Raw genomic sequence first — 20,588 nt, 5'->3', positions numbered from 1 at the left:
GCCGCGCAGCCGCGCCCCTGCGACGCGCACGGCAAGCTCGCTTTCTTCCCGCAATGCGTGCAGCAGATCCAGCCGTTGCCGGGCGGCCCAGCTTTCTATCCAGGCATCGGCGATCCGCTGGCGCAGGACCTGCGCCAGCGCCCGGCGATCGGCCTGCGCTGCCGCCACCCCGGCGGCGGCGGCGCTGCGGTCGGCCTGGCGGGCGGCGCGGGAAGGAATGCTCTGCATGACGCCGACGGTGCGCATGGTCATGCTGTCGGCACGCAGGCTGAAGGCATCCGGCGCGGTCACCGGATAATTGGCCACGCCAAAACTGAGCACCGGGTCGGGGAGCCGGCCGGCCCGCACCGCATCGTCGCGGCTGGCGGCGACCTCGGCATCGCGGCTATCGAGCAGGGGCGCGCGCTGCGTGCCAAGCCGTACCGCCTGGTCGAGGGTCAGCGGCAGCGCACCATCGGCATGGGCATGGGCATGGGCACGCGGCAGCATCGCCGCGGCAAAAGCACACAGGAAAAGACCCGGCATCAGGCGCCGGACAAGGCATCGGGAAAACATGGTCACGCACTCCAGGGATCCGGAAACGCCGGGACGCGATGGCCCGGCGAACGCAAGGCGGCCAGCAGCCGTGCGCTAGATCAGGAGCGAGCAGTACAGGAGCGTCGGGGGCGGCGCAGGGGGACGCCATCGCTCGGCGCGCAGCCGCACATGGCCGCTGGATGTCTGCACGATCGCCGGCATCACCGGCAGCGGGGTGAGGATGCCGACCATCGCCAGAGGCACCGACGGCGTGCGCGCGTCCGGCTGGACGGTTTGATCGGGATGGCAGTGGCCTTCGCACAAAGCATGCGCCGGCGCCCCGGTGCGCATGTCGGCGCAGTCCGGGCCCATTCCGGCGCCGGTCACCCCGGTGTCGGCCATGTCCATGCCGGCCATGCGCATGCCGGCGGCCTCGCGGTGGGCCGTCGTCGGCATCGCGGTGCCGGTCGCCGCGGCCAGCGGCTCAGTGACGGGCAGACCAGCACACGCGTACGCCGCCAGCGCCAGTTGCTGGCACACCAGCCACAGCACCATCGCCCAAGTCAGGCGGCGACGGGTGATCGGTCGGAGGCGGCGATGATGCAGCATGAGGTCAGTAGTGTATCCCTTGGCGATAGGCGCGCGCTGACGCAGGTCAAGTTCATGCAACCAGTGTTACTGGTGCTTCGGTTCATCAGATAGGCGGCCTGAGCAGCGAAGGCCATTGGCGTCCATCATCAGCCCGCCGACGCTTTGTTGTTCCCGCAAACCGATCATGCGCAAGGGCGGCCGAATGGCCGCCCTTGCCTTGAGCCTCAGCCGGGCGATCCGTGGTGGGCGAATACGCGTGAGCTTCCGTCGCCATCGACCAGCCGTACGTCGTAAGACTGGGCTGGCCCCATCTCCATCCCGGGCGAGCCCATGGGCATACCCGGTGCGGCAAGCCCCCATGCGTCGGGACGCTCGGCCAGCAGTCGCTGGATGTCCTCCACAGGCACGTGGCCTTCGATCACATACCGGCCGATGCGCGCGGTATGGCACGACGCCAGCTGGACCGGCACGCCCAACCGCGCCTTGACGGCGGACATGGGCTCGTTCTCGTGCACGCTGACATCGAAGCCGTGATCGCGTAGGTAGCTGATCCACGCGTGGCAACACCCGCACGAGGGATCGCGATAAACGACGGCCGTAGTCCCCGCGGCCATGGCCACCAGCGGCAGGCCCAGCGCGAGTGCCAGGCCAAGCGCACCGCGCACTCCCGCGCGGATCATCGGGAGTCTCCTTCGACCGGCGCGGACTGCCACTGAACCGCTGTGATCTGCCAGGCGCCGTCGTGCTGGCGCAGGGTGAGCATCTCGCGGCTGCGCACCGTTAACGGCTTGCCCTTGGCGGTGCCGGCGATGGTGGTTTCGCTGCCGACCATGGCGGTGTCGCCCATCGCCATGGAGCCGAACGCTCCTGAAGTCACTTTGGCCTGCTTGAGGAAGGCAATATCCGCATCGAGATGGCCGCCGGCATACGCATCGCGTGTTTGCGTCTCGCTGCCTTCGCGGATGCTGACGTCGGGCGCCAGCACCGCGAGCACCGCCTCGCGATCGCCGCGTTGAAGGGCCTCATGGAACCGGCGTGCAACCGCTTCGGCACCCGGCGCGGCGCCGGCACGCAGGCCTTCCAGCGAGATCGGGGCTTCGGCGGCAGGCCCCTTGGCGCCTTGGTCGTGGTCGTGCGCGTCGGCGTGGCTGTGCTCATCCGGCATCGCCATGGCCGGCATCGCCTGCGCCGCGTCCCCATGCGTGTGGCTGTGGCCACCATCGCCGCCATCCATGTCCATGTCGTCGTCCGGCGGTGCCTTGGCGACGATGTCCTTGTACTGCGCGGCGGTCATGTCCGGCAGCTTCTGCAGGAAGGCGACCATGCTCCAGATGGTCGGATCGTCATGGCTGGCGCCCCACGCCGGCATCGCGCTCATCTTGATGCCGTGCTTGATCACCCAGAATGCTTCTTTCGGATCGACCCGCACCTGGCTCAGGTTGGGCGGCTGTGGATACAGCCCCGGGCGCAGTTCGGAGTCTTTCATTGCCGGAGTGAGATGGCACTGCGTGCACATCGCCGCGTACTGGCCGGCACCCTTGAGGATGAGCTGCGGATCGTTCAGGTCGGGCACCTTGAGGTCGGCCGAACGCGCTTGGATGGAGCGCTCGCGCAGTGTCTGCAGCAGTGCAAACACCGGCTTGGTGTGGTGGTCGTCGGCGCCGATGTTGTAGACGCCTGAATAGACGAACGCCCCGGCACCGATGGCCAGCACGCCCAGAACGACCGCCACCGTGATGCCGTGATGCTTGATGTGTTTTTTCATGATGGATTTCCCCTTAGAACCAGATGCGCACGCCCGCCACCAGCTGCGGGTCGAATACGGGTTGATGGTCGCGCCGCGCGTAACCGGCGGTGGCGCCGAAGCGGCGCACCCAGTTCACGCCGACATACGGCGCGAACTCCCGGCGGATCTCATAGCGCAGGCGCAGCCCCAGCGAGGCGTCGGAGACGCCTGCGCCAAGGCGACGCGCCGGGTCGGCCTTGCCGTACGCGTTGAGCTCGAATTCCGGCGTAAGGATCAGCCGCTGGGTGAACAGCACGTCGTAGGTGGCCCGAAAGCGCGCTGCGGTTCGACCCGACTGACCGACGTAGGCCGTGGCTTCCACGTCGAAAAAGTACGGCGCCAGGCCCTCCACGCCGAAGGCGGCCCAGGTGCGCCCGGGGCCCACGCCGAGGTCCCGCCGAACACCCAGCTGGGTCGACCAGTAGGTGGCGATCAGGTGGTTCCACAGCACTTCGGCACTGCCGTCTTCCACACGCCCAGCGCTGCGCTCGCCCTCGCTGCGCAGCCACAGCTTGTCGGTGTCGCCGCCGTACCAGCCCTGCAGCTCCCAGGCTTGGCCGTTGGCGTCCCGGCCGTGCACGGCTTCGAGGTTGTCCAGCAGCAATCGCCCCACCTTGGGCGGCACCATGTCCATGCCCGGCATGCCGCCGTAGCCAACGCCGTCGGAATAATCGGGACTGCGCGCATCCGGCGGGGCCTTGCCGCCCTGCATGGCGCCCATCGTCATGCCCGACATGCCCTCGCCGGAAGCATCGCCGGACGTTCCCGACATCCCGGACATCCCGGACATCGACGACGATGCCGACGGATGCTTGCCCTGGGCAGGGTCTGCATGATCCATCCCAGGCATCGCCCCGTGCTGCATGCCGCCCATGTCCATCGAGCCCATGTGCATCGTCCCTGTCGAGGGTGCCTCGGCGGCAGGAGCGGGATCGGGCATCTGGCCGTGCTTCATGCCGGCCATACCGCCATCTTTTGCGGCAGGGCCGACCTCGGCCGCTGCCGGGGTGCGGGACGCGCCAGCCGGCATCGGCATCTTGCCCATGTCCATGCCACCCATGTCCATCGAATCCATCGAAGACGAGGCGCTGCTGGACGAGGCGGCGGGCGGGGATGCGGGATGCTGCATGCCGGATATGGCCCCATGGTCCATCCCGGCCATGCCATCGCCTTTCATGGAACGAGTCGTCCCGGCGGCTGCCGGAGCCTCGGTACTGGACGCGCTGGCCGGCATCGGCATGCCACCCATGTCCATCGAGCCCATGTCCATCGAACTCATGTCCATAGAGTCCTTCGTCTGGGCGGTGCTGGCGGACGGTGCGGGCGCCGACTGCGCGGCCGCCGGCAGCGCCACGGCGCCACCGGCAGCGAGCGCGACGCCGAGCGCCAGGCGAAGCGGGTTGTGCAACGTACTGATGACCCGGCTCATGACACCACCACTTCGCGGAACATGCCCGCTTCCATGTGATAGAGCATGTGACAGTGGTAGGCCCATCGCCCCACGGCGTCGGCGCTGACGGCGTAGGTGACGCGCTGCGCCGGCTGCACGCTGATGGTGTGCTTGCGCACCTGGAACGCACCCTTGGGATTTTCCAGCTCGCTCCACATCCCGTGCAGATGAATCGGGTGGGGCATCATGGTGTCGTTGACCAGCACCACGCGCAGCCGCTCGCCGGTGCGGAAGTGCACCGGCGTGGCGTCGGTGAACGGTACCCCGTCGAACGACCACATGTAACGCGCCATGTTGCCCGTAAGGTGCAGCTCGATCTCGCGGCCGGGCTCGCGCCGATCGATCGGGCCGCCGATCGTGTGCAGGTCGGCGTAAGTCAGCACGCGCCGGCCGTTGTCGCGCAGGCCCACGCCCGGGTCGTCCAGGTTGGTGCGCGGCATGTCCACGTGCATGTCCACGCCCGGCCCGTACTCGGTGCGGGCATGGTGCACGGCTGGCGCCTTGCCACCGCCCATGTCCATGCCGGACATCCCGGACATGCCCGACATATCGCCCATGTTCATGCCCTGCATGCCGCCGTCATGGTCGGAGTGACCGCTATTCCCCATCGCCATGGCGCCCATCATGTCGACCATCGCCAGGCGCGTACGCGGGTCCATCGCCGGTACCTCGGCCTGCATGCCCAGCCGCGGCGTCAGCGTGCCGCGGGCGTAGCCGGTGCGATCGATCGACTGGGCAAACACGGTATAAGCGCGGTCTTCCTGCGGCTCCACCAGCACGTCGTAGATCTCGGCCACGCCAATGCGGAACTCGTCCACTGGCACCGGCTCCACGTCCTGACCGTCGGCGGCGATCACGGTCATCTTCAGTCCGGGAATGCGTACGTCGAAATAGGTCATCGACGAGCCGTTGATGAAGCGCAGTCGCACTTTTTCGCCGGGCCGGAACAGGCCGCTCCAGTTGCCGCTCGGCGTGGTGCCGTTCATCAGGTAGGTATAGGTGTAGCCCGACACGTCGCTCAAGTCGCTCGGACTCATGCGCATGGTGTTCCACATCTTGCGTTTGGCCAGCGCCGCCTGCAGGCCCATGGTGCGCACGTCGCGGAAAAACTCCGGCGCGGTCGGCTCGGCAAAGTTGTAGTAATCGCTTTGCCGCTTGAGCGTGGCGAAGATGTGCTCCGGATCGTCATCGCTCCAGTCGCTGAGCATCACCACGTGGTCGCGATCGGCGCGATGGCGCTCGCCGCCGGCCGGGTCGATCACGATCGCACCATACAGGCCGGACTGCTCCTGGAAGCGCGAATGCGAGTGGTACCAGTAGGTGCCGCTCTGCTTGACCGGGAAGCGGTAAGTGAAGGTTTCGCCCGGCGCGATGCCGGGGAAGCTGATGCCTGGCACGCCGTCCATCTGGAACGGCAGCAGGATGCCGTGCCAGTGGATCGAGGTGGGCACCGCCAGCCGGTTGGTCACGCGCAGCGTCACGGTGTCACCTTCGCGCCAGTGCAAGACCGGGCCGGGAAGGCTGCCATTGATGGTGGTGGCGATACGCCGCGCACCGGTGAAGTCGACGGGGGTTTCGCCGATGGTCAGGTCGAACGTGTCGCCGCGCAGCCGCGGCATCGCCGAGGCGGGCATCGTCGGGCCGACGGCGCTCCACGCACGGCCGGGCGCCAGCAGGCCGAGGCCGGCCGCGGTACCACCGGCCGCCAGGCCGAGCACGAAGTGACGGCGTGAACGATCCACCCCATCGGGGGGAAGGAAAGGATTCATAGGGTGACTCCATCTGCGCACTCACAGACATGGACCATGCCTGTGGTTCGTGAAAAAGACGCGGGTGTTGGGCTTTCGGCTCAACGTGCCGGCGAGATCGTGCAGCGCAGAGTCAGACGGACGGCGGTCGCAGGGGTGGCGTCATCGCCATGGCGGGGGCGTGCGGGACGCGAAGCCGTCCGAAACGCAGGAGCATCAGCGGCGCGGCAGGCAGGCCGACGCGTGCAAGCGGCAGCACGCTTGCGCACATGGATGCGCATGTGCAGTGATGGGCGTCAGTGTGGTCAGCGCAGCATCCATCCTGCGGGGTCGGAGCCATCGCATGCGGGGCGTGCGCCGGGGAGCCGCTTGCCATGGACATCGCGGTCGCGGCCATCACCGGAGAAACCGGCGGTTGGGCCAGCGCCGCGGCACCCTGGAGGACCAGTGCGACCCACGCCAGCAACCCGATCACCCGGAGGCGCCGAGAGCGTTGGAGCTGGTGCAGGAAGGTCATCATGGCCCGGTTACCATAAGCCCGCGACGCAGCCGACTCAACCATGGAGTAGGGTTCATGCGCCTTGCCGGGTAGCCAGCGGCACGCTGGACGCACGTTATGCCGCCTTGAGGAGAAGGAATGTCCGCACTTTCATTTGACACCATTCAGGCGCTGCTGCACCGATGGCGCGCCGATCCTGGCGGCACGTATCAGAGCTGGTTCCTGTGGGAAAGGCGTCTGAAGCATTTCCGCTCCATCCGACGCGGCCTGCAAGCGGTGGTAGAAGAAATCGATGCCGGGACCTTTGGCACGGCGTACCGCGGATCGTCGCTGGAGACCGTGGTGCACTCGATCGCCGAGCAGCGTCAGATTTTCAAGGGAGCCGATCACGCGTTCCTGTGGAAACCGAAGCTGCGGATTCCGGACATCTACGAAAATCCCGCGCATCAACGGGCGTTCGGTCGATTCCTGCAGACGTGTCTGTGCTGCGATGGCGAGCAGGCGCTGGTCGAGGCGATCCACACGTTGGATGGGCATGCCATCAAGGGCTTGGGGCCGGCGGCCGCCAACCTCCTGTATTTTCTGCACCCCACCCTGGCCATGCCGTTCAATACGGCCATCCTCAATGGCTACAACGCTCGGATGGGGGCGAAGGCTCGTCTCGGTCGCTGGGATAGCTATCTCACGATGCGTCGACAGGTGATGACACTCAACGCGACACATCGCAACTTGTTGTCGAACGACCTGGGTGCCGTGGCGGGTTTTCTGTTCGACATAGGCAGCGGCCGCTATCCGCTGCCCGCCTCATCCGAAAATTCACCGGCAGCGTGGTCCGCCTGGCAACGTGAACTGGCGCATGTTCGCGAAGAAAGCATCACCCTGCGCAAGATGGAAGCGCAGCGACGCGAACAGGACCACTCACACACAACGGTGCAGGGCTGGTTGCGCGACCTGGGGCATGCGCTGGGCTATCGCGTATGGATCGCCAGCAATGACCGCGGTAGGTCGCACGCGGGCGGCAAGCTTGCAGACGGTTGTCTGACCGCGCTGCCTCCCACACTCAGCACCACCAGCGCCGCCGAGGTGATCCACCTGATCGACGTGCTATGGCTGGAGGGTGACGAGCATCGCGTAACCGCCGCGTTCGAGGTCGAACACAGCACCACGATCTACTCCGGCATCGTGCGCATGCTGGATCTTGCGCTGGGCGTGCCGGACCACCAGCAAACCGCCTTTTTCCTGGTGGCCCCTGGCAGCCGACACGGCGACGCCTGCAATCAATTTGCCCGTCCGGCTTTCAGCCGGGTGCGCGACCTGGACATGCGCTTTCTGGCTTACGAATCGCTGCAAGAACACCGTGAATCAATGGCCCGTTTCGGCAGCGGGATGAAGGCGCTACAAGCCATCGCCATGCCGTTGCGCTGAGAAAAATAAAAATCAGCGGAGCTAACGCTCCGCTGATCCGGTCATCGCGCTGGCGCGATGCACGTCACCTGCACCGGAACTAGGGCTTGCTGAAGCCCATGTGCACGGTGATCTTGTCGCCGGCCTTGAGGTCCTTTATGGCCGCCGGCGGAAAGTGCAGCTTAAGCGCCATGCCGCCGGCCTCGACGTCGACGATGCCGGTGCTGGAATCGACGGAGGTGACGGTGGCAGGCATCTTGTGCATGCCCATCATGTTGTCCATGTGGTGCATACCGCCCATGTGGTCCATCTTGTCCATTTGTTGCATACCACCCATCGACGCAGTGGCCGGCGGGGTGGACGACTGAGCAGATACGGCGCCGGAAGACAAGGCAAATGCGATGAGAGATGCAGCAAGCGTTCGAGTCATGACGTTCTCCACAACAGGATGGTTAGGTTCGAGCTCTGACAAGGTAATCCGCACAACGTTCAGATTTCCTGAAAGACCCCCGAGCGCCTGTGCTTTCAATATGCGCAGCTGCACCACCATCAACGAGCTCAAACGCTGATAGTCGGCTATTTGTGCCCATCCCCCGATAATATAAAATAGCTTATACATCAATACTTTGACGATCAATTTTACCCTATCCCGGAATCATTGAGGTCATGTGTCGCTTGGTTCCAGTTGACCAAGTCCACCAAGCGCGCGGCTAACGCATCGAGGTCGACCCTCGTCTCGCCGGGACTGAACTCGAAGGTGCCGAACAAATTGATGTTCTGCCACGCCACCGGCGACATGCTTCTGAGTATCTCGATGGCGGCCTCGTCTCCCGCCGCGAGCTTTTGGTCATAGATGCGAGACAGCAAGGCGGTGTTGTAGTAGATGATCGCGTTGGCGATCAAGCGCGAGCAGTCGTTCCAGATCTGCTGTTCTGCTTCGGTTTGCACGCGAAATTTTCCGCTGTTGACGTAGGCGATCGCGCGGCGGAAGCGGTGGTAGGCCTCGCCTCGATTGAGCGCCTTCTGCACGCTCTGACGCAAGCCGACATCGTCGATGAAATCGAGGATGTAGAGCGTCCGGTAGATGTTGTCCAGTTCCCACAGGGCTTTCTTGGTCTGATTCCGCCGGGCATAACTGCTCAGTTTGCGAATGATCGTGGCTTGGGTCACCTCCTTCTGCCCCAATGACGCCATGATTCGTTGAATATTGGGCCACTCAGCCACGATCAGCGCCTCATTGACCTTACGTGCTGGTTTGATGAGAGCATTGCCGTACTGATTCGGTGATTTGAAGCTGACCAAGGAATCGACCTTCGTACGCAGATCGCGGTAGCGCGGCGCGAAGCGATAACCGTACGCGTGCAGCACCCAGAAATTGACCTGGTTGGTGCCATGGGTGTCGGTCGAATGCTGTTCGGGCCTGATCTCGGAGGTATTGTTGAACAACAAGTCGAACACGTAATGACTCTCGTGCTCGTGGGCACCGATGACCTGTCCGTTGATCGGCACATGGTTGGCCACCACCGTGCAGACGCTGACACCTTTTTTCATCCCGAAATACTTCGGTGAGTGCCGCGCGTTGATCGTGTCGATCTGGGTTTCGATCCGCTGACCGTCGCTGCTCGAATGCAAGTGGTTGCCGATGTTGAAAAGATGGAACGCAGACAATTTTGCCGTGGCATTGCTGATGGCATCGTTGGCGCCGCGTATGGTCTCCTGCCGCAGGAAGCTGCGGGCGGTGGCCAACAAGGAGGCGTGGCTGAGACCGGAGACTTCGGCCATCTTCCACAATCCCATATTGGTACCCATGGCGACGATGCAGGCGAGAATCTCGCGAGGGTCCGGCGGCTGCTTGACGTAGCGCTCCAGCACGTGCGTGAACGCTCCCAGAAACTCCGTGTTCCCGGCCACAAACCACAATAGATCGGCAATGCCGATGCCCGGAATTTGCGCGTAGAACGGGCTGTTGAGGGACTCGTCAAGCGCAGGATAGATCAGGTTCCAGCGTCGTTTGTCGCCCTTGCCGCGGACCGTGATGTGTGCATTGTCGCCATCGGCGATGTGGGCGTTCACCGTTTGAAACTTCGCGTCCAGCTGAGTGCGTAGCGCGGCCAAGGTGTCCTCAATAGGGGCCTGCAGAATCGGGGCATCGAGGTCGCGCAGTACCGCCTCTTTGTCGATCCAGCGCTCATCACTGATCAGATCATCCTCGAAGCGCCGGTATTCGTTGCTGTCCTTGACGAATACATCACCGGCCTCCATCGCGTCGCACAACAAGCGATAGACGAGAAATTCGTACCGATCGACGTCGAGCCGCTTGGCTCGTCCTTTTCCTTCGGCGGTGGTGAACAGATAGCCACGCAATCGCTTGGGGATGAGATCGACCGGAAACGTGGTCGGGTCGATCTGTCGTGGCGTATGCCCCAGTCGCAGATGGCCTTGCAAGAAGTCGACAGCAGCCATGAGTGGCGCATGTTCGACCCGGCCAGCGAAATCCAGATCGGTGAATAGGTGACGCAGGTTTCGCTTGAAGGTCGACGTGAGCGTGGTGTAGTACGCCCACTGGAAACCTACCTTGTCGAAGGCGATGTTGCGCATGTAGTCGGCCACCAGCGGAATGCGCTCGGGACCAAGGTAGCTAAACGCTTTGGCTTTCACCGTCGCGAACGCGGCATCATCAGGAATCGTGTCGTCGACAAACAGTTGAAGTACCTCACCGGCGGCCTGCAGATGCTCACTCGCGTCGGTCAGTGCTTGCCGCATCGCTTCTTCACTGGCCAGCTTGGCCTGCTTGCCGTAACCCTCCACGCGAACCATGAAGGCTTCGATCAAATGGTCGTTTATCTGCCGGTAGCGGTGGTAGGCGAAACACAGCAGGTACAGCCGTATGGTGGCCGGCGCCATGCGCTGCAGCTTGTAGACGGTGTAGTACATCACCAGGGAAGCGAAATATTTGCCGCTCTCCTGCGAGATACCTGCCGCTGCCAAAAATTGCTGCGCGAACGCATGCAGCGGTTGAAAGAGCTGACGTCGTTCGACTTCTTGCTTCAGCGCCTTGTAACTGAAATCGTTCGGTTCGTGTTTGAGCGCGCTGATTCGATACATGGATTCATCGGCTTGCAGCAATGCGTCGAGCTGGCTGCGGATATCGGGCGTCAGCGCCTGTTCCAGCAAACTCGCCAACCGCACGCGCTCGTTGGTGACCACCAAACCGATGATGTCTTGGAACGTGCTGTACGCCGGTGTGACGAGGCGTTCTCGTTCCACGTAATGGAGCGCTTCGCGCAGCAGGTAGCGCGGTTGAGTCGAGCGCATGGCGATATGCTGGATGCGCTCAACCAGTGCTCCCCGTGCGGAACGGTTCCACGAGCGAACATTGAGTAGTTGAAGAACGAGCTTCTGCAGTGCGACACGCGTCGGTTGGGTGGGGGACCGAATGGCCTTCCAGGGAATATCCGGGAAATGCCGCGCGAGGATGTGCTTCACATCCTCGCGCACGGCTTCCGGTTCGATGTCGAAGAACTGTCGTTTGGCTTTGAAATAACCCAGCTGCAGCACCAGATACAAACCAGTCGTACCTCGACGCGCTGCTACTGCCGCTTGCTCGGCTGCGCTCAGGTCGAAGTACAGCAACCGTTCGTCTTCGGTGAAACGTGGCAGGCCGTAAAGGTCGTCGATTTCTTCGCCGGTGAGGATCGCCAGGCGGTGCGGGTTAGCCGTCATCGTGCCCCACGTGCAACGTGATCTTGTCGGCTAGCCCGCGTTCGATCCGAGCTTGCGCGAAGGGATCGGTTCCATCGATATAGCGCATGGCCGAATGCACGTCCTTCCAGCCAACGTACTCCATCAATGCCTTCACATCCCAGCCATTCGCGTTGGCCCATCCCGCGAAGCCCCGGCGCAGCGAATGACCGCTATATGTCTCTGGCGAAGCCAGTCCTGCCCGCGTAAACAACCTGCGCAGCAACGGCACTACGCTGTTGCTGTGCAAGGCGCCCGTCCCGAGCGCGCCCCAACGCGCAACACTGCGAAAAAGGGGGCCGGTGGTGAGGCCCGCATGACTGACCCAATCGAGCGTGGCCGTCACGGGACACCACCGACTGAGCGCCGGCACCCGATAGGTCGTACCGGCGAGTTGTCGATCGGTCTTGCTGCGCCCGAGGAAACACGTCATCCCTTGCCCAGGCACCACCACAATATGCTCGGTCTGCAGACCCACCAGCTCGTCGACACGAAACCCACGCCAGAATCCCAGGAGGAGCATTGCCCGATCGCGCCGGCACCGAAGTGCTTCGGCGCTGTCTCCGCGCAGGTCAGCGGCCGCGATGGCGGTATCGAGCCAAGCGGCCACATGGGCAACCGCCGTGAGCTGCAAGGGTTCGGCGCGTTTCTCTCGCACTGGATGGAGCGCTTGTATGCCCTTCAGCGTCTTTTTCACGATCGGTGCGGCTGTGGGATCGGAAAATCCGTGCGCTTGATGCCAGTGTGAGAGCGCCGCGAGTCGTTGCCGAAGTGTATTGGTCGACAAGGCGGTTGCATGTGCCACTAAATACTGGGCAACCGTGTCCGTCGTCGCTGGAAGCAATCCGCCCCAAGTCACTTCAAAATGGCGTACGGCAGATGCGTAACTGCGCTGGGTATTTTCACGCTGCGCCGCTTGCAGATAGGTTTCAAGTGACTGAGAAGGCATCATCAGGTTCATTAGTTATGATCTGCCACACCCGCATGAGCATCGAGCAATGCATGAACTCACTAATCACGAGTTACGCGCAGAGCAAAGCACCACAGAAACCCATCGACGCAACTGAGAAAAATTCCTGTGACCAATCTGAACGATGGCGGATTCAGTAGATTGGAAAGCGCTTTTCAGTGCTGCCAGGAAAGTCATGGGATAGATAGCAGCAAGCCTCCATGCACTGCGCAGTGGTTGGATAGCGCGATGTGATCAGCCGTTTTCCTCGATCCGGATCCAATCCTCGACAAGGCACTCGATGAACGCATTGCGAGCTTTGGTGTAGCTCGCACTGGCAGGGCCCTGTCGAATTGCGATCTGATGCAGGAGTCGATGGATCCGATCCAACTGAGTGCCCTTTGCAGCCGATGCATGGAGATAGGCATCGACTCGACAAGACGTGCGGACAAGTGTTGCGATCATTGCGGTATCGTCCATAAACATCCCCAGCCGATCTTCCCACAACAGGAACCCTGATAACGCGCCCAAGGCCGTACGGGGCACCATGGGATCGCACGCGAAACGTGAGCTTACACACCAGTCTGCTACGTGAGCACCAGACATCGGGCGCGCCAGCGCAAAGCCCTGCCCCAGATCAGCGCCAAGAATTGTTGCTGCTTCGATCAGACCCGCTGTCTCCAGTCCTTCGACCACCACTTTGACACCGAGGTCGTGGCCGAGCCGGGTCAGCTGGTATATGAAGTACAGCGTCCGCAGCGGCTGCCGCGCTATCTGGGCCACCAGCGTCTGATCGATCTTGATGCGATCAAAGGAGAGGTGGCGCAAGCGGCTCAGCGAGCTGTAGGCTGAGCCAAGATCGTCCTCCGCCAATTGGATCCCTAACGCCTTAAGCGCCAGCAGGCCACTCTCAGCATCGATAGTTTCGTCCATCCACTCCGATTCGAGGAGTTCGAGAACCAACGTCCCGGATGGACAGGGGTGTTGTTCAAGAACCTCGCGGGTAATGTCCACATAGCGCCGATCAAGTAGCGCGCTCGAAGGGAGATTGACAGCGATGCCCAGCGCAAGCCCATCCGTGGCCCACTGTTGGCGCGCGGCAAGTGCTTGGGTTAGCCCCTGTTGATACAGGAACAATAGGTCGTCCGAGCCGAGCGCTGGCAGGAACCATATGGGCAGTATCAGGTGGTCATCTTCGCGGATGCGTGCTAAGGCCTCGACCTCAACCACCTTGCCCATGCGAAGATCGACTACGGGCTGGTATTGCATCACCAGATCGTCGGTTGCTAGTTTGGCGCGCCAATGGTCACGTAGGAGTAACGGAGCTGCCTGGATGCCCTCAGTTTTCGGCAGCAACCGTGTCAAAGCGAGGCCCAGCAGGCTTTGCAAGTGCAACAGGAACGTATGTTGACTTGCGGTGGAAAAGCCGCCCGTGGCTGATGAGTAAAGGGTCAATACACTCTCAGTGGTGCCCTTAGGCAGACGCACGGGAATGGCCGCATTGGATCGAATGCCCAAACCCAACGCCACCCCACGCCACACGGTCATCTCCGGATCGGTAGCGTAGTTGAACGTGCGCTGGATTCCTCCGCTTTGCCAAGCACGACCCATCGCCATGCTGCCCCCGAGACGCTGAGCCTCGGCGCGAATATCTGGATGCTCGCCACGCTCAACCGCTCGCAAACAGCCGATAAAGGCTTCACTGCCGGCCACCGCTTCAAAATGAAATCGGCCATATGCGTCTGGTCGACCGATTGCGCACCCGACGATTTCGTCGAGGGTAAGCAGCGTAGCGGCCACCCGTTGGATAAAATCGGGGTAACAATCGGCTGACCAAGCAATCGCACTGATGCGCAGCAAAACATCGTTGCGGGCGAACTGACCCGCACGCGCTCCCTGCCGCACCGATCGCACGGTTGCCTTGCCATCCACTTTTTTCATGCAGGCAGGTCGGTTTCTGGTTCAGCTGCGCCAAGAATGGGGTGCCGCCATGCGCTATCGACTTCGTGTTCGCGCAGCATCTGAATTAGGCCCCTGATGGACGGACGCACGTAAGCATCTTTCCAAGCCCGCTCGGCCAGCTCTGTGAGTCGCTTGGAAGCGGCAAGCGAGGCATTGTCAAATTGCAGCAAGCTATCGCCCGCCGTATCCGGCGTGCCTTCGATCCGAAGGTAGCGATCATCGAGAATGTGTCGAAGGATATTGTCCGTCAGCTCGCGCTGGGCGGATGCCATCGTTGCATACAAGCGTCCGTTCTTGATCCAGCCCAGCGCGCCCAAACTGCGCTTTTCGCGTGCTAACCTGCGAGGGTTGGCGACATTGGTGCCCAGACTCAGCACGTAAATATCCGACGCTGGTACGTGGCAATAATGGGTGGCCTCGTGCAAGCCGAACATGCCGGGCGAGTTGGCGAAAATCCCCGCATCCACATAGAGCTGGCCGCGCAGATCGGCCAGCGGAAAGTAGGTCGGCGCGGCCGTCGCCGCCATGGCAACTTCGGACATCAGCATGTCCGCATAATACCAATTGCGCGCACTATGCGACGTCTTGATTACCTCCAATCGACCGGTAGACGCATTGATGACAGGTATGACCAGGCGCGTCCTTGCCATGCCCAAGGTGAATTTCTCGCCAATGATCGCGTTCACTGTCTCCGCTATGGTTTCTCCGCGATAGCGAGAGCGAAACATGTAGCGAATGCTGGCCACGTACGCGAGCGGGCGGATAGCGCGCCACCGAGAACCAGGAAAGATTCGTGCGCCGTGTTCGAGAAACCCCGCTTCGATATCGCGTGCCGGCGTGCCGGCAGCAACCGCCATGGCTGCCACGGCCCCGATCGATGATCCGCAGATCAGGTCGAAGGCTTCACCGATCGGCTTGTGCAGGGCACGCTCCAGTTCCCTCAGCAACACGGCCTCATGCAGGCCGAGATAGCCGCCACCCGACAAGGCAAGAATGGTAAATGGCATAGATGCATTTCTGTGTTATCGATACAGCGTTAAAGATCAAAGCCGAAACCTACCAGACCCATGGTTTCGCCGCGATTGGGCTCATGTAGGCCGCCGTTGGAGATGTGACGAATCTGCAGACTGAAATGCTTCCATTGCCATCCGAGTGTGCTTACAAACTGATAGGCACTGCTCAGGGCCTCAGTCCGTCCACGCGTACCCGCTACTTGAAAACTGAAGAACAGTGGGCGGTACCAGTCGCCCTCGCTGCCGTAGTGCAGACGGGCACCCGCGGCGCCGATCCACACATTCTTGGTGACGCCGGGGCTCATGGTGCGATAGCGCCCAATGTCGCGGCCTCTGAGGTATCCGATCGAGACATCGGGCGACAAGGTAAACCGCGTTTCACCTAACGGGAATGAAGGGAAGACCGACTCGATGAAAAATGAATTAGTTCCATGGCTGTCCATGTAGCTGCGACCACCTTGGACTTCCAGATGGGTCTGCGCGAAGACGGAGCCAGAAAGCAACAGACAAGCAAACGCAGCGGTAGCGCAAAGTGTGATACGGGGTGAGAGCATAAAGTAACTCCTTCGATCAGCTCACCATTAGTTGGATGCTTATGAAAATGCCATCGAGGCTGGGTGAGACAGTGCACGGAACAGTCTTTTCAGGTGTTGCTTGATAGAGCAGGCGGGTAGGCTTCAAGCGGTTGCCCGAGCAGGCATGAGAACTGCGATTCAGGACTGCAAATCTCTTGTTCAAAGACTGCACTGAACCGTTGGTTTCGCTGCCATGGTCTGTCCACAAACCTCATGGCACGACAGTCACTGGTATGCGCGTGTGGGCGAATACATCAGTCGACACGGAACCGAGCAGCCAACGAGCAAGGGCTCCTCTCTCGGTGTGTCCAATCACGATGTGATCAATCGCGTACTGCTTGACCTGCCTAAGCAGCACATCACCGGGATTTCCGGGGATCATTTCAAGATCGATCAGTTTGTCGGCGTCTGGCGCGAGTTGCTTCAATTCCGCCATCAGGTCGCCCAGGCGTTGCGCCCCCACATCGGCCATCATCAGCGCGGCGGTGTCCGCGCCACCGCCCGTGATCTGCAGCACCGACACCACCCTGACGTGACCGCCCGAGCAGCGGGCCAGCTCAAGCGCGAAGAGAAAAGCGCGTTGTGCCGTTAATGAGCCATCATACCCAACCAGAATGTTCTTCATGGATTTTCCTCCGTTATTGCAAGCAGTCGAGTGAGAGCATGGAAGTCTTCATACCTCGCATCAAACGTGGAACCCATCCGAGAGTTTTCTGCTTCAATGGCCGCCGGATAGCGCATTCGCTTTCGGTGAAAACGGTGGTTTTGTCAGCCAGATCACCGGCATCAGACCCAGAAAAATCCAGCCGAGGGAATGGAACAGTTCGTTGAAACCGATCTGGTAAGATTGCTGGGTAATCATGCCGTTGATGACATCGGCGCCTGCCTGCGCATTGCCATGCCCCAGTTGATCGATCGCCGACAGGGCCAATGGGTTATAGGGATTAATGCTTTCCGCCAGCTGGGCGTGATGCAGGACGGCACGCCGATCCCATAGGAAGGTGGTGAGCGAGGCTGAGAAGCTGCCACCCAGCGTGCGCAGGAAGGTCGCCAGCCCCGAGCCTGCGGCAATCTCGTTCTGGTCAAGATCCGATAAAAGGATCACGGTGACCGGCATGAAGAACAACGCCACGCCAAACCCCATCAGGAACTGCATCATGGCGACGTGCGTGAAGTCGACCTCCAGATAGAAACGGGAGCGCAGGAAGCAGGTCGCCCCCATCACCACGAAGGCCACGGTCGCCAACAGGCGCAAATCGAAGCGCATGGCATAGCGGCCCACCAGGAACGTCAGCAGCAGCGGGGCTATACCGAGCGGCGATGCCGCCAAACCGGCCCATGTCGCGGTATAGCCCAGGTTGCGCTGTAACCACTGCGGCAGCAGCAGGTTGATGGAGAAGTAGGCCGAAAAGGAAAGCACCAGCGCCAGCGTGCCGAACTTGAAGTTATGGTGACGAAACAGCCGCAAGTCGACGATGGGGTCGCCGTCGGTCAGTTCCCAGATCAAAAAGATCGCCAGACTGATCACGGCAACAATGCAGGTGACGATGACGAACGGCGAGTTGAACCAGTCCTCGTCGTTGCCCTTGTCCAGCATGATCTGCAGGGCGCCCACGCCGATGACCAGCGTGATGAGACCGACATAGTCCATCTTCGGCCGCTCGTTCGGTGCGGGGTAACCCTTCATTTGATTGGCTACCACCATGCTGGCCAGCATGCCGATCGGCACGTTGATGAAGAAGATCCAGGGCCACGAATAATTCTCGGTGATCCAGCCGCCGAGGATGGGACCGGTGATCGGCGCCACCATAGCCACCATCGAAAGCAGTGCCAGCGCCATGCCGCGCTTTTGCGGTGGATAGATGCCGATCATCAGGCTTTGCGTGATGGGGTACATGGGCCCGGCCACCGCGCCCTGGATGGTTCGGAAAAGGATCAGCATGCCCATGCTGCGAGAGACGCCGCACATGAAGGACGCCAATACGAACAGCAACGTGCACCAGACAAACAGCCTCACCTGACCGAAGCGACGGGTGAGGAATCCCGTCAATGGCAATGAGATCGCCAGACTGACGGCAAAGGAAGTGATCACCCATGTGCTCTGGCTCGAACTGACGCCCAGGTTGCCGGCGATGGTGGGCAACGACACGTTGGCGATGGTGGTATCCAGCACCTGCATGAAGGTGGCCAGCGAAAGCCCCAGCGTGGCGACCACCAGGCTGGTCGGGCGAAACTGGCCGTTCGTCATGGCACGTCAGGAATCCAAGGGATCAGTCGGGACTAGACACATAGAGGACACCCTGCGCCGATCCCGTCGAGGCCCGCGGTCACGGCGGCTCCGCCCCCAAGGCAACTGCCAAAATTGCTTGAGCCAATCATTGAACGTACCCGGATTGCGGCTGGAGTCGTTCTGATTTTTACTGTCTAATACATAGTTGTCAAGGCAAACATTGATTTTGCACGGGTGATGCCCGCCGTTACCATCTGGGCGGACGAAGGCCAACCGGGATTGAGTGATCCATGCCCCTTAAGCACGATGCGTTCTACGCATTCACCGCCGCGCTCCAGCCGACCAAGAAGGCTTGGCACTCGGTAGCCGGTTCGGTGTTGACGGCGTCTGGTCTGTCGATCTCGCTGGCGACGCCCGTCTTGCTGGTCTCGCGTATGGGCGATGGGGTGCCGCAGCACGTGTTGGCCGACCGCATCGGCGTCCATCCAGCAGCGCTCCTGCGGACGCTTGATCAAGCGCAGAGAGCGAACTTGCTGGAGCGGCGTGAGGTCGTGGGAAACCGACGCATCCGAGCAGTCCACCTCCTCCCGGAAGGGTGTCGATTGGCGCAAGTGATGGAGTCGGCACTCAAAGCGCTTCGTTGCACCCTGCTCGAAGACATCCCTCGGGAAGACATCGCGACGGCGACCCGAGTTCTTCAGGCCTTCGAAAACCGTGCGAACCTGTTTGCACAGCAGGAGCGCACGAATTCCAAGTGATGAAGGAAGCCTTGGCATGGTCGCTTTTGCAGTAAATTGGCCAAGGCATCGTGGCGGGCCTTAAACCGCATCCAGCAGCCTACTGGGCCCGCTTGAGATGCGGAGCCGCAGCCCCCATTTTTTGAGATTAAGCCGCCATCGTCGGATGACGGCGCCCTTGAGCGCGGAGCAACGGTTCTCGCTTTATCTCTCGTTAGCTCAACAGGAGTACCGCATCATGCATTACCGTCCCCTTGGCAAATCCGGTCTGCTCGTCTCCGAGCTGTGCTTCGGCACCATGAGCTTCGGCAAGCAGGGCTACTGGGAGAAAATCGGCGGGCTTGACCAGCCAGCGGCCCAGCATCTGGTCGATACTGCCCTCGATGCCGGCATCAATTTCTTCGACAGTGCCGATGTCTATTCCTACGGCCAGTCCGAGGAAATCCTCGGCAAGACGCTCAAGGGCAAGCGCGACAAGGTGGTGCTGGCCACCAAGGTACGCGGGCGTATGAGCCCGGAGATCAACGACGTGGGCCTGAGCCGGCGCCACATCATACAGAGCTGCGAGAACAGCCTCAGGCGCCTGGGCACCGACTATCTCGATCTCTACATCGTGCACAGCTTCGACTTCATGACGCCGCTGGAGGAAACGCTCTCGGCGCTGAACGATCTGGTGCATTCGGGCAAGATCCGCTACCTGGGCTGCTCGAACTACTTCGCGTGGCAACTGATGAAGGCGTTGTCGATTTCCGAAAAGCACCACTGGGAGAAGTTCGTCTCGCTGCAGGCGCACTACTCGCTGGTATCGCGCGACGTGGAGATCGAACTGGCCCCGCTGTGCCAGGACCAGGGGCTGGGCATCACGCCGTGGTCGCCGCTGGGTGCGGGTTTTCTCACCGGCAAATACCCGCGCGGCGCCAAGGGCCCGCAGGACGCCCGGCGCAGCAAGGAGGATCACAACTTCATCCAGCTCGACGAGGGCAAGGCCTACGCCATCCTGGACGAGGTGCAGCGCATCGCCAAGGCCCGCGGCGTGAGTGCGGCGCAGGTCTCGCTCAACTATCTGCTGTGCAAGTCGCCGGTCAGCTCGGTGATCATCGGCGCCACCAAGCCCGAGCAGTTGCAGGACAACCTCCAGACCGTCGAATGGCAGCTCTCGGCCGAGGAAGTCGCCGCACTTGATGCCGTCAGCACCCCGCCGCGACTGTATCCGCACTGGATGCTGGAGTTCACCCGGCTCGACCGCGACAACCCGAAGATGATTTTGTGACCGATTGCAAACGTCTGTCCTGCGTCTGGATGCCGCCTCCGTGATGGGTCATGCGCCCACGCAGCAGGCAGCCGTTCCGAAAATACTCCGCGCCTGCGCTTGACGGCGTGCCGCGCT

At 61.8% G+C, this 20,588-nt stretch carries 16 protein-coding genes and 1 pseudogene; 3 read left to right on the top strand and 14 right to left on the bottom strand.

Annotated elements, in window-relative coordinates:
- The 6 genes from ACO2Q2_RS10175 to ACO2Q2_RS10150 form a co-directional block, all read right to left on the bottom strand.
- The coding region (locus ACO2Q2_RS10175) for a TolC family protein (RefSeq protein WP_423255647.1) at positions 1 to 525 on the bottom strand (525 nt) is incomplete at its 3' end.
- A 105-nt stretch (positions 526 to 630) separates the two neighbouring features.
- Positions 631 to 1,071, bottom strand: coding sequence for a hypothetical protein (locus ACO2Q2_RS10170; RefSeq protein WP_423255646.1), 441 nt, complete (start codon positions 1,069 to 1,071; stop codon positions 631 to 633).
- A 260-nt stretch (positions 1,072 to 1,331) separates the two neighbouring features.
- Complete coding sequence (locus ACO2Q2_RS10165) at positions 1,332 to 1,787, bottom strand: DUF411 domain-containing protein (RefSeq protein ID WP_017464177.1); 456 nt, start codon at positions 1,785 to 1,787, stop codon at positions 1,332 to 1,334.
- Complete coding sequence (locus tag ACO2Q2_RS10160) at positions 1,784 to 2,872, bottom strand: c-type cytochrome (protein ID WP_017464178.1); 1,089 nt, start codon at positions 2,870 to 2,872, stop codon at positions 1,784 to 1,786. Before ACO2Q2_RS10160 ends, ACO2Q2_RS10165 begins: the two co-directional genes overlap by 4 nt.
- Before the next feature lie 13 nt (positions 2,873 to 2,885).
- Positions 2,886 to 4,322, bottom strand: a complete 1,437-nt coding sequence (locus tag ACO2Q2_RS10155; protein ID WP_017464179.1) for a copper resistance protein B — start codon at positions 4,320 to 4,322, stop codon at positions 2,886 to 2,888.
- Positions 4,319 to 6,112, bottom strand: coding sequence for a copper resistance system multicopper oxidase (locus ACO2Q2_RS10150; RefSeq protein WP_017464180.1), 1,794 nt, complete (start codon positions 6,110 to 6,112; stop codon positions 4,319 to 4,321). Before ACO2Q2_RS10150 ends, ACO2Q2_RS10155 begins: the two co-directional genes overlap by 4 nt.
- A 616-nt stretch (positions 6,113 to 6,728) precedes the next feature.
- Here ACO2Q2_RS10150 and ACO2Q2_RS10145 point away from each other — a divergent pair.
- A complete protein-coding gene (locus tag ACO2Q2_RS10145) occupies positions 6,729 to 8,015 on the top strand; it encodes a type II restriction endonuclease (RefSeq protein ID WP_423255645.1) in 1,287 nt (428 codons plus the stop codon).
- A 79-nt stretch (positions 8,016 to 8,094) separates the two neighbouring features.
- On the opposite strand, the gene ACO2Q2_RS10140 is transcribed toward ACO2Q2_RS10145, so the two are convergent.
- The 8 genes and pseudogenes from ACO2Q2_RS10140 to ACO2Q2_RS10105 all read right to left on the bottom strand — a co-directional run bounded on the left by ACO2Q2_RS10140 (position 8,095) and on the right by ACO2Q2_RS10105 (position 18,482).
- Positions 8,095 to 8,631: a hypothetical protein gene (locus ACO2Q2_RS10140; RefSeq protein ID WP_423255644.1), complete on the bottom strand. Its 537-nt coding sequence runs from the start codon at positions 8,629 to 8,631 to the stop codon at positions 8,095 to 8,097.
- Positions 8,632 to 8,633: 2 nt separating this feature from the next.
- Positions 8,634 to 11,717 (bottom strand): Tn3 family transposase, encoded by a 3,084-nt coding sequence (locus ACO2Q2_RS10135; protein WP_015447896.1) that lies wholly within the window; start codon positions 11,715 to 11,717, stop codon positions 8,634 to 8,636.
- A gap of 31 nt (positions 11,718 to 11,748) precedes the next feature.
- Positions 11,749 to 12,684: pseudogene (locus tag ACO2Q2_RS10130) on the bottom strand (site-specific integrase); the annotation flags it as partial.
- 255 nt (positions 12,685 to 12,939) lie between these two features.
- Positions 12,940 to 14,625 (bottom strand): EAL domain-containing protein, encoded by a 1,686-nt coding sequence (locus tag ACO2Q2_RS10125; protein WP_015447898.1) that lies wholly within the window; start codon positions 14,623 to 14,625, stop codon positions 12,940 to 12,942.
- Complete coding sequence (locus tag ACO2Q2_RS10120; protein ID WP_015447899.1) at positions 14,622 to 15,653, bottom strand: CBASS cGAMP-activated phospholipase; 1,032 nt, start codon at positions 15,651 to 15,653, stop codon at positions 14,622 to 14,624. The genes ACO2Q2_RS10125 and ACO2Q2_RS10120 overlap by 4 nt, the downstream gene beginning before the upstream one ends.
- Positions 15,654 to 15,682: 29 nt before the next feature.
- The gene (locus ACO2Q2_RS10115) at positions 15,683 to 16,213 is read right to left on the bottom strand and encodes an acyloxyacyl hydrolase (protein WP_015447900.1); all 531 of its coding nucleotides are present in this window, start codon (positions 16,211 to 16,213) and stop codon (positions 15,683 to 15,685) included.
- 232 nt (positions 16,214 to 16,445) lie between these two features.
- On the bottom strand, positions 16,446 to 16,859 hold the full coding sequence (locus ACO2Q2_RS10110; RefSeq protein WP_015447901.1) for a universal stress protein: 414 nt from the start codon (positions 16,857 to 16,859) through the stop codon (positions 16,446 to 16,448).
- 93 nt (positions 16,860 to 16,952) lie between these two features.
- A complete protein-coding gene (locus ACO2Q2_RS10105) occupies positions 16,953 to 18,482 on the bottom strand; it encodes a DHA2 family efflux MFS transporter permease subunit (protein ID WP_423255643.1) in 1,530 nt (509 codons plus the stop codon).
- A gap of 272 nt (positions 18,483 to 18,754) precedes the next feature.
- On the opposite strand from ACO2Q2_RS10105, the gene ACO2Q2_RS10100 reads away from it, so the two are divergent.
- Together ACO2Q2_RS10100 and ACO2Q2_RS10095 are read left to right on the top strand one after the other, a co-directional pair.
- Positions 18,755 to 19,222: a MarR family winged helix-turn-helix transcriptional regulator gene (locus tag ACO2Q2_RS10100; protein WP_423255642.1), complete on the top strand. Its 468-nt coding sequence runs from the start codon at positions 18,755 to 18,757 to the stop codon at positions 19,220 to 19,222.
- A gap of 217 nt (positions 19,223 to 19,439) precedes the next feature.
- Positions 19,440 to 20,471 (top strand): aldo/keto reductase, encoded by a 1,032-nt coding sequence (locus tag ACO2Q2_RS10095; protein ID WP_423255641.1) that lies wholly within the window; start codon positions 19,440 to 19,442, stop codon positions 20,469 to 20,471.
- Positions 20,472 to 20,588: the final 117 nt, after the last annotated feature.

This window comes from Dyella sp. KRB-257 (genome assembly GCF_049445995.1).
Lineage (GTDB): Bacteria > Pseudomonadota > Gammaproteobacteria > Xanthomonadales > Rhodanobacteraceae > Dyella_A.
Note: the sequence above shows the minus strand (reverse complement) of the source record. Positions and strands in the feature narration are given on the sequence as shown.

What these genes read in the sequence shown, in the direction of transcription:
- ACO2Q2_RS10170 (WP_423255646.1), bottom strand. Translation starts at nt 1,071, where the DNA reads ATGGTGCTGTGGCTGGTGTGCCAGCAACTGGCGCTGGCGGCGTACGCG.
- ACO2Q2_RS10165 (WP_017464177.1), bottom strand. Translation starts at nt 1,787, where the DNA reads ATGATCCGCGCGGGAGTGCGCGGTGCGCTTGGCCTGGCACTCGCGCTG.
- ACO2Q2_RS10160 (WP_017464178.1), bottom strand. Translation starts at nt 2,872, where the DNA reads ATGAAAAAACACATCAAGCATCACGGCATCACGGTGGCGGTCGTTCTG.
- ACO2Q2_RS10155 (WP_017464179.1), bottom strand. Translation starts at nt 4,322, where the DNA reads ATGAGCCGGGTCATCAGTACGTTGCACAACCCGCTTCGCCTGGCGCTC.
- ACO2Q2_RS10150 (WP_017464180.1), bottom strand. Translation starts at nt 6,112, where the DNA reads ATGAATCCTTTCCTTCCCCCCGATGGGGTGGATCGTTCACGCCGTCAC.
- ACO2Q2_RS10145 (WP_423255645.1), top strand. Translation starts at nt 6,729, where the DNA reads ATGTCCGCACTTTCATTTGACACCATTCAGGCGCTGCTGCACCGATGG.
- ACO2Q2_RS10135 (WP_015447896.1), bottom strand. Translation starts at nt 11,717, where the DNA reads ATGACGGCTAACCCGCACCGCCTGGCGATCCTCACCGGCGAAGAAATC.
- ACO2Q2_RS10125 (WP_015447898.1), bottom strand. Translation starts at nt 14,625, where the DNA reads ATGAAAAAAGTGGATGGCAAGGCAACCGTGCGATCGGTGCGGCAGGGA.
- ACO2Q2_RS10120 (WP_015447899.1), bottom strand. Translation starts at nt 15,653, where the DNA reads ATGCCATTTACCATTCTTGCCTTGTCGGGTGGCGGCTATCTCGGCCTG.
- ACO2Q2_RS10115 (WP_015447900.1), bottom strand. Translation starts at nt 16,213, where the DNA reads ATGCTCTCACCCCGTATCACACTTTGCGCTACCGCTGCGTTTGCTTGT.
- ACO2Q2_RS10110 (WP_015447901.1), bottom strand. Translation starts at nt 16,859, where the DNA reads ATGAAGAACATTCTGGTTGGGTATGATGGCTCATTAACGGCACAACGC.
- ACO2Q2_RS10105 (WP_423255643.1), bottom strand. Translation starts at nt 18,482, where the DNA reads ATGACGAACGGCCAGTTTCGCCCGACCAGCCTGGTGGTCGCCACGCTG.
- ACO2Q2_RS10100 (WP_423255642.1), top strand. Translation starts at nt 18,755, where the DNA reads ATGCCCCTTAAGCACGATGCGTTCTACGCATTCACCGCCGCGCTCCAG.
- ACO2Q2_RS10095 (WP_423255641.1), top strand. Translation starts at nt 19,440, where the DNA reads ATGCATTACCGTCCCCTTGGCAAATCCGGTCTGCTCGTCTCCGAGCTG.